This window comes from Denitrificimonas caeni DSM 24390 (assembly GCF_000421765.1).
Classification (GTDB): domain Bacteria; phylum Pseudomonadota; class Gammaproteobacteria; order Pseudomonadales; family Pseudomonadaceae; genus Denitrificimonas; species Denitrificimonas caeni.
The window spans coordinates 21244-35294 of record NZ_ATXQ01000003.1; the positions used below are offsets into that span (position 1 = coordinate 21244).

At 48.9% G+C, this 14051-nt stretch carries 12 protein-coding genes; 4 read left to right on the forward strand and 8 right to left on the reverse strand.

Annotated elements, in window-relative coordinates:
- Positions 1-6: 6 nt before the first annotated feature.
- Positions 7-2661, reverse strand: a complete 2655-nt coding sequence (aceE, locus tag H591_RS0105470) for a pyruvate dehydrogenase (acetyl-transferring), homodimeric type (RefSeq protein WP_022965946.1) — start codon at positions 2659-2661, stop codon at positions 7-9.
- Positions 2662-2909: 248 nt separating this feature from the next.
- Here aceE and glnE point away from each other — a divergent pair, with 248 nt between their 5' ends.
- Both glnE and H591_RS0105480 read left to right on the forward strand, forming a co-directional pair.
- Positions 2910-5837: a bifunctional [glutamate--ammonia ligase]-adenylyl-L-tyrosine phosphorylase/[glutamate--ammonia-ligase] adenylyltransferase gene (glnE, locus tag H591_RS0105475; protein ID WP_022965947.1), complete on the forward strand. Its 2928-nt coding sequence runs from the start codon at positions 2910-2912 to the stop codon at positions 5835-5837.
- Positions 5838-5873: 36 nt separating this feature from the next.
- Positions 5874-6797 (forward strand): branched-chain amino acid transaminase, encoded by a 924-nt coding sequence (locus H591_RS0105480; RefSeq protein ID WP_022965948.1) that lies wholly within the window; start codon positions 5874-5876, stop codon positions 6795-6797.
- 82 nt (positions 6798-6879) lie between these two features.
- On the opposite strand, the gene H591_RS0105485 is transcribed toward H591_RS0105480, so the two are convergent.
- From H591_RS0105485 to H591_RS0105505, 5 genes are all read right to left on the reverse strand, one after another.
- Positions 6880-7617: a class I SAM-dependent methyltransferase gene (locus tag H591_RS0105485; protein WP_408605535.1), complete on the reverse strand. Its 738-nt coding sequence runs from the start codon at positions 7615-7617 to the stop codon at positions 6880-6882.
- A 47-nt stretch (positions 7618-7664) separates the two neighbouring features.
- Positions 7665-8003: a hypothetical protein gene (locus H591_RS14920; protein ID WP_022965950.1), complete on the reverse strand. Its 339-nt coding sequence runs from the start codon at positions 8001-8003 to the stop codon at positions 7665-7667.
- 62 nt (positions 8004-8065) lie between these two features.
- Entirely contained in the window at positions 8066-8743 is a 678-nt protein-coding gene (gene tsaB / locus H591_RS0105495) for a tRNA (adenosine(37)-N6)-threonylcarbamoyltransferase complex dimerization subunit type 1 TsaB (protein WP_022965951.1), read from the reverse strand.
- A 145-nt stretch (positions 8744-8888) separates the two neighbouring features.
- On the reverse strand, positions 8889-9536 hold the full coding sequence (gene adk / locus H591_RS0105500; RefSeq protein ID WP_022965952.1) for an adenylate kinase: 648 nt from the start codon (positions 9534-9536) through the stop codon (positions 8889-8891).
- Between the two features lie 203 nt (positions 9537-9739).
- Positions 9740-11215 carry an AAA family ATPase gene (locus tag H591_RS0105505; RefSeq protein ID WP_028244203.1) on the reverse strand — a complete coding sequence of 492 codons (1476 nt, stop codon included), beginning with the start codon at positions 11213-11215 and terminating at the stop codon, positions 9740-9742.
- 94 nt (positions 11216-11309) lie between these two features.
- On the opposite strand from H591_RS0105505, the gene H591_RS0105510 reads away from it, so the two are divergent.
- Together H591_RS0105510 and coq7 are read left to right on the forward strand one after the other, a co-directional pair.
- Complete coding sequence (locus H591_RS0105510; RefSeq protein ID WP_028244204.1) at positions 11310-11648, forward strand: histidine triad nucleotide-binding protein; 339 nt, start codon at positions 11310-11312, stop codon at positions 11646-11648.
- 84 nt (positions 11649-11732) lie between these two features.
- The gene (coq7, locus tag H591_RS0105515; protein ID WP_022965953.1) at positions 11733-12380 is read left to right on the forward strand and encodes a 2-polyprenyl-3-methyl-6-methoxy-1,4-benzoquinone monooxygenase; all 648 of its coding nucleotides are present in this window, start codon (positions 11733-11735) and stop codon (positions 12378-12380) included.
- A gap of 83 nt (positions 12381-12463) precedes the next feature.
- On the opposite strand, the gene speD is transcribed toward coq7, so the two are convergent.
- Together speD and H591_RS0105525 are read right to left on the reverse strand one after the other, a co-directional pair.
- Entirely contained in the window at positions 12464-13267 is an 804-nt protein-coding gene (gene speD, locus H591_RS0105520; protein ID WP_028244205.1) for an adenosylmethionine decarboxylase, read from the reverse strand.
- A gap of 234 nt (positions 13268-13501) precedes the next feature.
- A complete protein-coding gene (locus H591_RS0105525) occupies positions 13502-13924 on the reverse strand; it encodes an OsmC family protein (RefSeq protein ID WP_022965954.1) in 423 nt (140 codons plus the stop codon).
- Between the last annotated feature and the right edge of the window lie 127 nt (positions 13925-14051).

Consider the following 14051-nt stretch of genomic DNA (forward strand, 5'->3'; position numbering starts at 1 on the left):
CGCTCCTTAGCAGTCTAGTGGGTTAGGTTTATTAGCATCGATACCAAACTTGTCCATGGCATCGAGTATGACTTGCGCATCCATTTGACCTTGGGCAACCAAACCTTCTAACGCCGCAAGCACTACCCAATGACGATCCACCTCAAAGAAATGGCGCAGTTTTTTGCGCGAATCACTGCGGCCAAAACCATCGGTACCCAGCACTTTATATTGCTCTTGCGGCACCCACTGGCGCACCTGATCAGCATACAACTTCATGTAATCAGTTGATGCCACTACTGGACCACGACGATCTTGCAAGCAGTTCTCAATGTGCGATAAACGTGCCGTTTCACGCGGATGCAAACGGTTCCAGCGCTCAGCATCTAAGCAGTCACGACGTAGTTCGTTAAAGCTGGTGACACTCCACACATCAGCACCTACACCAAACTCATCACGCAGGATTTTTGCCGCTTCACGTACTTCACGCAAGATCGTACCGCTACCGAGCAGCTGCACATGCATGTCGCTGCTGCGCTTGTCTTCTTCCAGCAAATACATGCCACGAATAATATCTTCCTCGATGCCTTCGCGCTGCGGCATAGAAGGCTGCTCATAGGCCTCATTCATCATTGTTATGTAGTAATAACGATCTTTTTGTAGCTCCAGCATTTGATAAATGCCTTCACGAATAATCACCGCCATTTCATAGCCGTAAGCCGGATCATAGGTATGGCAGTTAGGGATGGTGCCGGCCAAAATATGACTGTGACCATCTTGGTGCTGCAAACCTTCACCGTTCAACGTAGTGCGCCCGGCCGTACCACCCATTAAGAAACCACGCGCATGAATATCACCAGCAGCCCAAGCTAAGTCACCAATGCGCTGGAAACCAAACATCGAATAAAACGCATAGAAAGGCAGCATCGGTTGATTATGATTACTGTAGGCAGTTGCCGCAGCGATCCACGCTGACATCGCGCCAGCTTCAGTGATGCCTTCTTCGAGGATCTGGCCTTTCTTATCTTCTTTGTAATACATCACTTGGCCATGATCGACCGGCTGATAGAGCTGGCCCACCGCCGAGTAAATACCCAGTTGACGGAACATGCCTTCCATACCAAAGGTGCGTGCCTCATCCGGCACAATCGGCACAATACGACTACCGAGGTCCTTATCTTTTAGCAGCTGCGCGAGAATACGCACAAATACCATGGTAGTTGAAACTTCACGGTCTCCACTGCCATCTAAAATAGCTTTTAACGTTTCTAGCGATGGCGTTGGAATACTCATACTTTTCATGCGCCGCTGCGGGACAAAACCACCGAGCTTTTCGCGGCTTTGTTTGAGGTAGCGTATCTCTGGGCTGTTTTCTGCCGGACGATAGAACGGCAAACTTTCTAAGTTTTCATCGCTAACCGGAATATCAAAACGGTCTCTAAAGCCTTTCAGACTTTCTAGATCAACTTTTTTAACGTTATGGGCAATATTTTGCGCTTCACCGGTACCGGTACCATAGCCTTTAATGGTTTTCGCCAAGATCACCGTTGGCTGGCCAGTATGGTTTACTGCAGCATGGTAAGCGGCATACACCTTAAAGGGGTCATGACCACCACGGTTAAGATTCCAGATTTCAGCATCGGACAGATCCGCGACCATTTCGGCTAGTTTTGGATCAGCACCAAAGAAATCTTTACGCACAAAAGCGCCATCGTTGGCTTTGTAGTTTTGATAATCACCATCAAGCGCTTCATCCATGCGCTTTTGCATCACGCCTTCAGTGTCTTTGGCGAACAACGGATCCCATAAACGTCCCCAGAGCACTTTTATCACGTTCCACTCAGCGCCGCGGAAGTTGCCTTCCAACTCCTGAATGATCTTGCCATTGCCTCGTACTGGGCCGTCTAAGCGTTGCAAGTTACAGTTGATCACAAAAATCAGGTTATCCAGTTTCTCACGGCCAGCGAGGGAAATCGCACCCAATGATTCAGGCTCATCGGTTTCACCGTCGCCCAAGAAACACCAAACTTTCTGCTTGCCCGGCTGAATAAAGCCACGGTGCTCCAGATACTTCATAAAGCGCGCTTGGTAAATCGCTTGAATCGGGCCGAGCCCCATCGACACGGTGGGGAACTGCCAATAGTCTGGCATCAACCATGGGTGCGGATACGAAGACAAACCGGCGCCATCAGTTTCACGTCGGAAATTATCCAACTGATCTTCAGTTAAGCGGCCCTCTAAAAAGGAGCGCGCGTAAACGCCAGGTGATGCATGCCCTTGGAAGTAAATTAAGTCGCCGCCATGCTCTTCGGTCGGTGCCTTAAAGAAATAGTTAAAGCCGATGTCATACAAAGTGGCGCTGGAGGCAAAGGTCGCAATGTGACCACCTAAGTCTGGGTCAGATTGATTAGCACGCATCACCATCGCCAAAGCATTCCAACGCACTAATGAACGGATGCGGCGCTCCATAAATAAATCGCCAGGCATCAACGCTTCATGGGTCACAGGAATAGTGTTGCGATACGGAGTGGTAATTGCATGCGGTAAGCGTGTGCCACTGCGACTGGCCAACTCACCTAAGCGCGATAAAATATAATGCACGCGCTCTTCGCCTTCATGGGCTTGGACAGAATCCAAGGCATCCAGCCATTCTTGGGTTTCTACCGGATCAAGATCTTGCATGTTTCGCTCCCAAACTTAGGGTCTATTGATGATCGACCTATACGTGCTTCATGTCTTGTGAACAGTCAGCGCATGGCACAGCAAAGTCAGATTGTTTTTCCTTTATGTAGTTTTACTACAAAATGACGCAAGAGTCAGCTTTTATCCTGTACGCCTTTTGGCCAAGAGCTTTTCTTCAACGCGGCATAAATCATCATTTTAAGGTATCTTTAATGACTCTTTTTGCGTGACATTGTTCAGGACTCTGCATGACGCCTCTTCTCTTGGATACGATCCCCTCCAATTTGCTGTTTTTACAACAAAAGGCGCAGCGCGAATGGGCGCATGCTCTGGAGGAACAACAGGTCGCTAACCCTTTATGGCCTGATAGTCGCTACCAAGCTTTTATTCGCGTTTGCACCCTGAGTGATTTTGTCCTCAGCCAAGCCATTCGCGATCCGCAAATGCTGATTGATCTTGTCAGCTCTGGCCAATTGGATCGCACCTTAGTGCCCGGCGAAATTCGCTATCAACTCAGTGAACGCTTAACTGACTGCAACGATGAAGCCAGTCTGTTGCTACATTTACGACAATTTCGTAACCGCCAACAAGTGCGCATCATTTGGCGCGATCTGATCCGCCAAGCGGAACTCAGCGAGACCTGTCGTGATTTATCCGCCATGGCCGATGCCTGCACAGACTTAGCCTACCACTGGCTGTACCAGCAACATTGTCAACTGTTTGGCACACCGATCGGACGCTACAGCAAACACGCACAACAGCTGGTCATTTTGGGCATGGGCAAGCTGGGCGCTTATGAGCTGAACCTGTCATCGGATGTCGACTTGATTTTCACCTACCCTGAAGCTGGCGAAACTGAAGGAGCAAAACGCAGTTTAGATAACCAAGAGTTTTTCACCCGTCTTGGACAAAAACTGATCAAAGCGCTCGATACCATTACAGTCGATGGCTTTGCTTTTCGGGTGGATATGCGTCTGCGACCTTATGGTTCCAGCGGTCCACTGGTATTTAGTTTTAACGCTATTGAGCAGTATTACCAAAACCAAGGCCGCGACTGGGAGCGCTACGCGATGATTAAAGCGCGCGTCGTGGCTGGCGATCAAAATGCTGGAGCAAGTCTGTTACGTATTTTGCGCCCCTTTGTCTATCGTCGTTATTTGGACTTCTCCGCGATTGAAGCGCTGCGCTCAATGAAACAGCTGATTCAACAAGAAGTGCGCCGCAAAGATATGGACGACAATATCAAACTCGGCTCTGGTGGTATTCGCGAGGTTGAGTTTATTGCCCAAGCGTTTCAGCTGATTCACGGTGGCCGCGATTTGAGCCTGCAACAGCGACCTTTGCTAAATATTTTAGACACCCTTGCGGCGCAGGGTTATATGCCTTCAGCTGACGTCACTGAATTGAAAGATGCCTATCGCTTCTTACGCTACACCGAGCATGCACTACAGGCAGTGGCTGATTTACAAACGCAAAGCCTACCCGACACCGCTCACGAGCAAGCGCGCCTGGCTTTTATGATGGGTTTTAATGACTGGGAAACGTTTTTCGGTCAACTGATGTATTGGCGTAAACGTATTGAATATCATTTTCGCGACGTCATCGCCGATCCCGATGAAGAAGAATATGACTGTATTGGTGGCGAATGGCTGCCAGTTTGGGAAGACAGCATTGCTGTTGAGAGTATTTATCAGCAGCTTAGCGAAGCCGGTTATCAGGACAGTCAAGCAGCTTGGCAACGTATCGTGCAGCTGCGCGAAGGCACTCAAGTACGCGCCATGCAGCGGCTTGGACGTGAACGTTTAGATGCTTTTATGCCGCGTTTTTTATCGCAAGCAGTTGAGCATGAGAATCCTGATTTAGTGCTTGAGCGAGTCTTACCGCTGATTGAAGCAGTGGCGCGTCGCTCCGCGTATTTAGTGCTGCTAACGGAAAACCCCGGTGCGCTGTTAAGAGTGATCAGTTTATGTGCCGCCAGCCCATGGATCGCGGAACAACTGACCCGTTTCCCAGCCTTGCTGGATGAGTTACTCAATGAGGGGCGTTTATATCGCCCACCGTTAGCACCGGAATTGACCGCCGAGTTGCGCGAACAGTTACTGCGCATCCCAGAGGAAGACGTAGAGCAACAAATGAACGCGCTGCGCCATTTTAAATTGGCGCACCGTTTGCGCGTTGCCGCCTCAGAAATTGCCGGTACTTTGCCACTGATGAAGGTCAGTGATTATTTAACCTGGCTAGCCGAGGCAATCCTTGAGCAAGTATTGCACTTAGTTTGGAATGAAATGGTGCGTAAACACGGGCTGCCGCAACGTTTGGATGGCAGCCCCAGCGAGCTTGATTTTGTTGTAGTGGGTTACGGCAAACTCGGCGGTATTGAACTGGGCCACGGCTCCGATCTTGATTTGGTGTTTATCTTCGATTGTGACCCTTTAGCGGAAACCGACGGCTTACGCCCAGTTGACGGCGCGCAGTTTTATACCCGTATGGGGCAGCGAATTATCTCTATGCTCACCACCCGCACCACTGCCGGCGGTCTTTATGATGTCGATATGCGCTTAAGACCTAGCGGCGACTCAGGCTTACTGGCGACGTCGCTTAGCGCCTTTGCTCGCTACCAAGAAGAACAAGCTTGGACCTGGGAGCACCAAGCCTTGATTCGCGCGCGTGTTTTGGTTGGCAGTCCGGTGATCACCGAGCAATTTAATCAGGTCCGTTTAAGCGTTTTAGGTCGCCAACGCAGTTTGCCGATTCTGCAAGCAGAAGTCAGCGAAATGCGCGCCAAAATGCGGCATAATCATGGTACCCAGACCACTCTAGGCGGTTTAGGCCAGAATGCCTTTAATAGTGATGTGATATTTGATCTAAAGCAGGATGCTGGTGGTATCGTTGACATCGAATTTATGGTGCAATATGCCGTCTTGGCTTGGTCATGGCAATATCCACAGCTGGTAACCTATACCGACAACATCCGTATTCTTGACGGTCTCGGCGCAGAAAGCCTGCTTAGTGCGGATCATGTTCGCATGCTGCAGGAGGCTTACAAAGCCTATCGTGCTGCGGCCCACCGTCTGGCCCTGCAAAAACAGCAAGGCGTGGTTGATGGCAATTTATTTACCAACGAGCGTCACGCAGTGATGAACGTTTGGCAAGAGCTAGGCTTGAGTTATTTGTAATCAGACTTTTAATATTATTTTCAGGAGCACGTAACAATGTCGATGGCTGATCGTGATGGTGTTATTTGGTATGACGGTGAAATGGTTGAATGGCGTAACGCAACCACACACGTTCTGACTCACTCATTACACTACGGCATGGGCGTATTTGAAGGTGTTCGCGCCTACAAAACCCCAAAAGGTACCGCAATTTTCCGCTTACAAGCACACACTGATCGTCTGTTTGAATCCGCTCATATTATGAATATGAAGATTCCTTTCACTAAAGAAGAAATCAACCAGGCGGTGATTGCTTCAGTGCGTGATAACAAACTCGACAGCGCCTACATTCGTCCTTTAGCCTTTTACGGTTCAGAAGGCATGGGCATCCGCGCCGACAATCTTAAAGTACACTTGATTGTTGCAGCTTGGCACTGGGGCGCCTACATGGGCGACGACGCGTTGAAGAACGGTATTAAAGTACGTACCAGTTCATTTACCCGTCACCATGTAAACATCACCATGACCCGTGCAAAATCCAGCGGTGCTTATGTCAACTCGATGCTAGCTCTGCAAGAAGCCGTCTCTGGTGGCGCTGACGAAGCTCTACTACTGGATCCTGAAGGCTATGTGGCTGAAGGCTCAGGTGAGAACATTTTCTTGGTGAAAAACGGTGTGATTTATACGCCAGAAGTCACTGCCTGTCTCAATGGTATTACTCGTAACACCATTTTGACTCTGGCCAAAGCACGCGGTATCGAAATCGTTGAAAAGCGTATTACTCGTGACGAAGTCTACATCGCTGATGAAGCATTCTTTACCGGTACCGCTGCAGAAGTAACGCCAATCCGTGAAGTGGATGGTCGTCAAATCGGCATCGGTAGCCGTGGACCAGTCACTGAAGTGCTGCAAAAAGCCTACTTTGACTTAGTCACTGGCGAAACTGAAGAATACGCAGAATGGCGTACGTTGGTTAACTAATAACTGACCACATACTGCTGATTAAAAAGCCCGCTAGAAATCACTTTCTGCGGGCTTTTTTATGTCTCGGTCGTTACTGCAATTATGGCTTTAAGCTTTTCTTAGCGTAGATATCATAGCGACTGGACTTACCTTCCAAGCTGTAGGTTGGCGCTGCACCTACAATCGCAGGCGCTTTACGCGGACGCTTGACCACCACGCGGTGCGTTGCTAACGCTAATGCCGCCGCTAGCAATGCTGGAGCATCATCATCAGCGCCCACCAGTGGCTTAAACAGACGCATTTCTTTTTTCACCAGCGCACTTTTATCACGACTGGGAAACATTGGGTCCAGATGAATCACTTGCGGCGCTTGTGCTGTCCAAGTCGACATCAACTCAATGGCATCGCCAACCAGCAGCGGCATGCGCTGCACGATACCGGCCACTTGTACATCAAGTCGCGCGCGTCGTAAGCCATCAGCGAGTAACGCTGCAACGATGGGATTACGCTCAATCATCTGCACGTGACAGTCTAAACAAGCTAGAATAAAAGCATCTCGTCCCAGCCCTGCAGTTGCATCTAAAATAGTAGGGCGAACACCTGGCTGGATGCCGACCGCTTTGGCAATCATCTGACCGCTGCCGCCACCAAACTGCCGGCGATGAGCCAGTGCACCTTCAATAAAGTCGACACGCAAAGGCCCTGGTGCAGAATGGCTTAATTCCTGTAGTTGCAAACCATCCACGCCAACCTGTAAGGCGAACTCTGCATCGCCACCGAGCGGCAATCCAAGCTCCTGCGCCAACTGTGCTGCCGAAGCGTGATCAGCTGGAGTCATAGCCTCAATGCGTATAATAGGAAGAAATACTGATGTAGAGTCAGACATTATGCGTACAAATCAAGCCCGAGCACATTGGCCGCATCTTCAGCTTGAGTATTAAATGCAGCAGTACTGCTATAGCTGGCTAAAGCTTTACTGACTTGATACTGCTGCGCAGGATTATTCAAGACTTGGCGAGCTTCGTATTGTTGAATTTGCATTTGTGCAGAGGGACGTTGCACTGCTTGATAGGTGTCTAAACTAACACTATCTGATGCGTTACTCGGCTGTTGCTGACGGATCCGACTTTCAGCCTGGCGAACAGCATCATCCATCTGCGTACTGGCATCAGGAAGCGTGGTTCTGTTGGGTACATAAGCAGGTGATAAACCGTCAATACGCATAGCATGAGGATCCTATAAACAGGTGGGTACTGTAACCAGACTCTAGCAACAGATCAATCCTATTAAGATTGTTTCGGCGTCGCCACTTGATCGCGTAAATAAATCGGTTGGGCATCTTGCGCGCTAATCGCTTCGCCACGTTGCCACATGCCCTGTGCGAGGGTCAAAATATCCTCCGCATGGGGCAATAATTGCGCATCACTTGCGTACACGGGCACAGTAATACGCTCAGCATAGGCATGCCAACCGGTACCTGCAGCAAACCATTCGCCTTGCGCGGTACGTGCAAGTTCTGCACGCTCTGGTGGCAGCACTGCTTCACTGCCCTGCAGACGTACCTCGCCATCAATCAAGCTATAGCAGCCCCAATACACCTCATCCATACGTGCATCAATAGCCACCGCAACCTGCTTTGCGCCATGCTCACGGCAAGCACGTTGTGCAATAGCGGCCAAATTAGATACCGGTAGCACAGGTATCTGTAGAGCAAAAGCCAAGCCTTGCACCACGCCAACAGCAATGCGTAAACCCGTAAAAGCACCAGGGCCACGGCCAAAAGCAATCGCCGTCACTGCAGTTTTGCTAATACCCGCCTCAGCTAGAACTTCGCTGATCATAGGTAAAATACGTTGTGCGTGTAATCGAGGGATGACCGCGTAACGGCTGAATACTTGTCCATTGTGTAATAACGCAACAGAGCAGGCTTCAGTGGCGGTATCGAGCGCCAGCAAAGTAGTCATGATTTATCGTCGAGTAATTTAAAAAAGAAATTGTAGCAGGGAGATGGCTTGCGAGGGGTATTGCGAGTCAAAACTGTAAAGAATACATTCGCTATAACAACGAGTAGGCTCACTGCTGCAGCGAATATATTCCCTAACTGTGCTTTTAAGCCAGCGCAGCCATTACCTTAGCGGTAATTTGCTCAACCGAACCAACACCTGCAATTGCGCTGTATTTTGGCGTGCCATTAACAGCAGCTAAGTCTTGATAGAACGCGACTAGAGGCTTGGTTTGTGAGTGATAAACAGACAAGCGATGGCGCACAGTCTCTTCTTTATCATCTTCACGCTGAATCAAGTCTTCACCGGTTTCATCGTCTTTACCGGCCACTTTCGGCGGATTGTGCTCGACATGGTAGGTACGACCTGAAGCTGGGTGCATACGACGTCCAGCAATACGCGAAACGATCTCTTCATCTTCCACAGCGATTTCAATTACGTGATCAATTTCAACACCGGCTTCACGCAGCGCTTCTGCTTGCGGAATGGTACGCGGAAAACCATCAAACAAGAAACCATTGGCACAGTCGTCTGCCTGAATGCGTTCTTTAATTAGATCGATAATGATGTCGTCTGACACCAAACCGCCGGTTGCCATAACATTTTTAACTTTTAACCCCAATGGGCTTTCTGCTTTCACCGCTGCACGCAGCATGTCGCCAGTAGAAATCTGTGGAATCGCAAATTTTTTAGTAATAAAACCAGCCTGTGTACCTTTTCCGGCACCTGGCGCTCCTAGCAAAATCACGCGCATGTTGTGCTCCTCATATCATCGTTATTATCATAAAAAACATCAGCAATGCCTTTTTCAGCACACTGCTTAACTAAATTAGGTGGCTTTGCTTTGCCCAAAAAGTGTCAAAGATACACATCAGCCTTTAGTCGCACAAGAAGAATATCCGTAGCACCGAGTAAAAGTGGCCTGCAAAAGACTGTTTTATCTAGACTCACATAGACTTAACCTGCATGCACGGTTCTTTCTGCGGCCCAATGTCGCAACGCGCTGAGTTCTTCTGACATCACTACAGATAACGGCACTGTGCGCTGCAACGCTTCCACGATAAGCTCTTGCCCAACAGAAACTTGCCGCGCTTGTGCGGCATACAGAGCCGAGACCACCGCTTGCTCAATTTCCGCTCCTGAGAAACCATCACTGGCCATCGCTAATGCTGCCAAATCAAAGTTCTCGGCAGACAATTCACGCTTATTCAGATGGATTCTAAAAATATCCTCCCGCACCGCCGTTGCTGGTAAATCAACAAAGAAAATCTCATCAAAACGCCCTTTGCGCATCAATTCAGGCGGTAAGCGTTTGATAATATTAGCCGTCGCCACCACAAAAACTGGGGCTTTGCGCTCAGCCATCCAGGTTAATAATGTACCCAAAACGCGCTGACTGACGCCGTTATCCATATCGCCGGTGGCGAGGCCTTTTTCAATTTCATCCATCCATAACACACAGGGCGACATACGCTCTGCCATCAGCAGTGCTTCACGCAAATTACGCTCAGTCTCGCCAAAGTACTTATTGTATAAACTGGCAAAATCCAAACGCAGCAATGGCAGCCCCCACAAACCTGCCACGGCTTTTGCTGCCAAACTTTTACCACTGCCCTGCGCGCCCAAGAGCAACATTCCCTTCGGCAGATCACTTGCAGTGCCCGCCATGAACGCGGCTTGGCGCTCTGCTAGCCATTGTTTTAAATTGTGCAGGCCGCCGACATCAGCAAAGCGTGCAGTATCGGCTTCATAACCGAGCACACCATCAAGATCAAGCAGCTGAAACTTGGCCTTATTCAACTCAGGCAAATCTTCTTGGGTAATCGCACCATCATCACAAATCAAACTACGCGCCAGCAAGCGTGCATCGGCATGGCTTAAACCGCGCAAATTTTTCACCACTTGCTGCAAGGTTCGATTGTCCGTGCGCACACGCAAACCACGATTACCCTCACTCCAACGTAGCGCTTCCTCACGAACAATGGCGAGTAATTCATCTTCACTCGGCAGCGACAAGCTAAAACGTGCGGCATAACGCTGCAACTCTGCGGGCAACTTCAGTGCATGTGAAACCAAAATTAACGTTGGTTTACCAGGGCCTGCAGCCATTGCAATATCTTTTACTAAACGAACCAGCAGCGCATCATTTTCAAGAAAAGAGTGCAGATCAAAAAACACATACAAGCCGGTCTGTGGGTCGGCCTTGACCAAGCGCAAAGCGCGCTCTGGAAGATTACTGCCTTCCAGCATCTCGCCGCCAAAGGCCATGCCTTGCAGCCCTTCACTGATCGACCAAACGCGCAAATTCATCCCGCGCTGCACTGCCAATGAGGTTAAGGTTTCTAGCACACGCAGTTCATCCCACGACTCAATCACAATTAAGCGAACGCGGGCATCTAAAACCAGCTGTAAATCTTTAAGATCATTTTTCAAGATACGCCAACCTATCAAAACTTTTTGAACACTAGCGAATGCACCGCCAGACAGCTAAACTTGAGGAATCTTACAACAACCAGAGGCCTGTGTTATGGATTGTTTGTTTTGCAAGATTGCTGCCGGTAAGATCCCCGCGCGCAAATTATACGAGGATGAGCATGTTGTGGCTTTTCACGATATTGCTCCACAAGCACCTGTGCATTTTCTGGTGATTCCAAAAAAGCACATTGGCATGCTGACTGATTTAACCCCAGACGATACATTTCTGGCTGGTCATATTCTCTATACCGCGCAGCGTTTGGCTAAAGAACAAGGCTGTGACGAGGGTTTTCGCGTAGCCATGAACACTAACGAACTGGGCGGCCAGACCGTTTATCACATTCACATGCACGTTCTCGGTCAACGACAAATGAGCTGGCCACCGGGCTAGCTATAGACTGTACGCATACAATTAATTCAAGGCGTCTGCAGCGCTTGCTACACGCTTACTACGGCTATTTAACAGGAGCCTACTATGTCCTCTCAACGCCACTACTCGCCAATGGATCGCTTGTTACTGCAAGCGGATGCAGCGATGCGCACCTTGATTCCTAATAGCAGTCACGCCAGTCGTCCATCACCTGCAGTACTTGAGCCGCACGGCACATTAGATGCAGAACAAACACGCCATGTAGCCGGCTTAATGCGCATTAACCACACTGGTGAGGTCTGTGCGCAAGCTTTGTATCAGGGCCAAGCGCTAACAGCCAGCCTGCCGCACGTACGCGAGCAAATGGAGTTGGCTGCTGAAGAAGAAGTTGACCATCTGGTCTGGTGTGAGCAACGGATTCGTGAGCTTGGCAGTCAACCTAGCCTACTCAATCCGCTTTTTTATGGTTTGTCCTTCGCTATTGGAGCAACTGCTGGCGCGATCAGCGACAAGGTCAGTCTAGGTTTTGTCGCGGCCACAGAAGATCAAGTGTGCAAGCACTTAGATGACCACCTACAGCAGATTCCTGACACTGACCGCAAATCGCGCGCTATTTTAGAGCAAATGCGTATTGATGAAGAAGAGCATGCCAATAGCGCTTTGGATGCCGGTGGCTTTAAATTCCCAGCACCAATTAAATTTGGCATGAGCCTGATGGCTAAAGTGATGACGAGCAGCACTTACCGCATTTAAGTGCGGCTCTGGGTAAGCATACATTCGATTCAACAGCATAAAAAAAGGCGCTAAATAAGCGCCTTTTTTTTATACTTTAAAGATTAACGATTGCTGTTGGGCATATTACGGCCGTAAAAAATCTCTAACATTTCGTGACGTAAACGCTCTTCAACATCACGGCGCTGCTCGTAAGATAAATTGCGCGTGGCATCACCAAACAAGTAATCATCCAGCTCAAAGTTTTTCAGCAACATCTTGGTGTGAAACAAGTGCTCTTGATAAACGTTAACGTCGGTCATTTGATAAGCAGAACGGGTGTCTTCAGATAAATAGTTCTGAATCGAATTGATTTCATGATCAATGAAATGTTTGCGTCCCTCGACATCGCGAGTAAAACCACGCACACGATAATCAATGGTGACAATGTCAGAATCAAACTGGTGAATTAGATAATTCAACGCTTTCAGGGGTGAAATCACGCCACAGGTCGACACATCAATATCCACACGGAAAGTCGATAAGCCATCCACCGGATGGATCTCCGGATAGGTGTGAACAGTAATATGGCTTTTATCTAAGTGCGCCAAAATTGTTTCCGGCAATGGCCCTGGCGACTCTTCAATCTGACTGGCGGTGGGCTCGACAGGCTCTTCTGAAATCAGAATGGTCACGCTCGCGCCCTGCGGCTCGTAATCTTGACGAGCAATATTTAAAATGTTCGCGCCAATGATTTCGACAACATCGGTCAGTATTTGCGTAAGACGTTCAGCATCGTACTCTTCATTAATATAACCAACATAAGCTTGTTGATCATCTGTAGTGCGTGCGTAGCTGATGTCATAAATATTAAAGCTCAACGTCTTAGTAAGGTTGTTGAACCCATGCAGCTTGAGTTTACTGGTCAACGTTCGATTCTCTTCATTGGTGCGGCGCAGCCGCGTTATCATGCACGCCGGTCAACTGTATTAACACTGGAAGCAATACAGTTGCGTAGGGCAGTTTTCACCTCTTCGCGATGCGATTCTGGTTTCCCTTACACACCCAATTGGTGTGTAAAAAAGGGGCGCGCCATTATGCAGAGCAAGACTTAGGGATGCCAGCTTTAAAGCATAATAACTCTGCACATTTGGATCAACGGTCTAGGCTGTCTCAACAATCTCAAAGCTATGGGTAATTTCCACGCCCGCACGCCCCAGCATAATAGAAGCCGAGCAGTATTTCTCAGCAGATAAATCCACTGCGCGCTTGACCACTGTTTCTTTTAAGTTTTTACCCGTGACAATAAAATGCAAAGCAATTTTAGTGAAAACTTTAGGCTCAACATCAGCGCGTTCGGCATCAATCCGTACCTCGCAATCATCCACCGCTTGGCGAGATTTTTGCAAAATACTGACCACATCAAAAGTGCTGCAACCGCCCAATCCCATTAGCAACATCTCCATAGGGCGCATACCGACATTGCGTCCGCCGCTCTCTTGCGGGCCATCCATTACCACCGTATGGCCGCTGCCTGATTCGGCCAAAAACATCGCCTGTTCAACCCATTTCACCCGCGCCTGCATAATTCACACCTTTTAAATACGGTAAAACGGCAAGTTTACCACAGCCTTTAACAACACTTCTGCTCTGCTAAAACCAACCAAAACCTCAGTTTAGCGTGACGCCTCTCGCAAATATCAATTAACCTTG

Coding starts and splice junctions, on each gene's coding strand:
- aceE (WP_022965946.1), bottom strand. CDS start 2,661: ATGCAAGATCTTGATCCGGTAGAAACCCAAGAATGGCTGGATGCCTTG.
- glnE (WP_022965947.1), top strand. CDS start 2,910: ATGACGCCTCTTCTCTTGGATACGATCCCCTCCAATTTGCTGTTTTTA.
- H591_RS0105480 (WP_022965948.1), top strand. CDS start 5,874: ATGTCGATGGCTGATCGTGATGGTGTTATTTGGTATGACGGTGAAATG.
- H591_RS0105485 (WP_408605535.1), bottom strand. CDS start 7,617: ATGACTCCAGCTGATCACGCTTCGGCAGCACAGTTGGCGCAGGAGCTT.
- H591_RS14920 (WP_022965950.1), bottom strand. CDS start 8,003: ATGCGTATTGACGGTTTATCACCTGCTTATGTACCCAACAGAACCACG.
- tsaB (WP_022965951.1), bottom strand. CDS start 8,743: ATGACTACTTTGCTGGCGCTCGATACCGCCACTGAAGCCTGCTCTGTT.
- adk (WP_022965952.1), bottom strand. CDS start 9,536: ATGCGCGTGATTTTGCTAGGAGCGCCAGGTGCCGGAAAAGGTACACAG.
- H591_RS0105510 (WP_028244204.1), top strand. CDS start 11,310: ATGGATTGTTTGTTTTGCAAGATTGCTGCCGGTAAGATCCCCGCGCGC.
- coq7 (WP_022965953.1), top strand. CDS start 11,733: ATGTCCTCTCAACGCCACTACTCGCCAATGGATCGCTTGTTACTGCAA.
- H591_RS0105525 (WP_022965954.1), bottom strand. CDS start 13,924: ATGCAGGCGCGGGTGAAATGGGTTGAACAGGCGATGTTTTTGGCCGAA.